The sequence below is a fragment of the Pseudomonas sp. YuFO20 genome (assembly GCF_035064975.1).
In the GTDB taxonomy this organism is placed as follows: domain Bacteria; phylum Pseudomonadota; class Gammaproteobacteria; order Pseudomonadales; family Pseudomonadaceae; genus Aquipseudomonas; species Aquipseudomonas putida_AE.
Genome location: NZ_JAXDEO010000154.1, coordinates 1 through 727 on the forward strand (window position 1 = coordinate 1; position 727 = coordinate 727).

Genomic DNA, 727 nt, shown 5'->3' on the forward strand with positions numbered 1-727 from the left:
GATTGGAAATTCTGGAATACGCCTTTGTTTGAAAGGATCATTGAGATTAAGATCAGCGCCATGAAATAGTGCGAGAACTGGCGCAAGTCTTTAATGTAGCCAAGCGCGCCAACGCTGCCCAAAGCTAAAATCCAGACAACGAAGCTTTTTGAGCCGGTGAAATCCTGTTGCAGCTGTGAGCCAAACTGCGAATAGGTGTTGTTGATGCCCGTGATAATCATCAACAGTCCAATGATGACCAAAGCAAAGGGCATGGCTAAACCTTAGAACACCGCAAGAGTTGAGGCGAGGTTAGCAATCTTGCTCGCCGCTTGCCCCACACCGTTTGACGACAACGCGCCGCTGCCGGTTGCAGTTGGTCCCTGCGAAGGCGTGCTAGGGGATGAAACGAGGAAACCCCAATAGGTCGGTAGTTCGCCGCGTTGCGTGATGAAAATGAGGAAGGCCACAAACAGATAGCCGAAAATGATGGTGCTCTGGTTCATGGCCTTCTCTCAAGTCAGAGGGAGGATACTAACGCAAGCGATCAGCCGCCCGAACGGGCGACACAGGTATAGTTGAGCAGATTGTTGCTTGTCGATGTCTGCACCGTGGTAATCGCAGTCGTGGTGACGGTGTAGCTCTGCGAGGCCAGCGGCGTTGCCTGCCACGTCACCGTACAATTCGGTGCGGCAGTGTAGGGCGTGCCGAACGTGATCACGCATCCGGTCGCGGTAGTGCCCATGGT

3 protein-coding genes are annotated in these 727 nt (G+C 53.5%); all 3 read right to left on the reverse strand.

The window, feature by feature from the left end; translation table 11 throughout:
* The coding region (locus tag SOP85_RS31015; RefSeq protein WP_323629407.1) for a hypothetical protein at nt 1–254 on the reverse strand (254 nt) is incomplete at its 3' end.
* Nucleotides 255–263: 9 nt separating this feature from the next.
* Nucleotides 264–485 (reverse strand): hypothetical protein, encoded by a 222-nt coding sequence (locus SOP85_RS31020; protein ID WP_323621876.1) that lies wholly within the window; start codon nt 483–485, stop codon nt 264–266.
* A gap of 41 nt (nt 486–526) precedes the next feature.
* Nucleotides 527–727: hypothetical protein (locus tag SOP85_RS31025; protein ID WP_323629408.1), on the reverse strand; the 201-nt coding region annotated here is incomplete at its 5' end.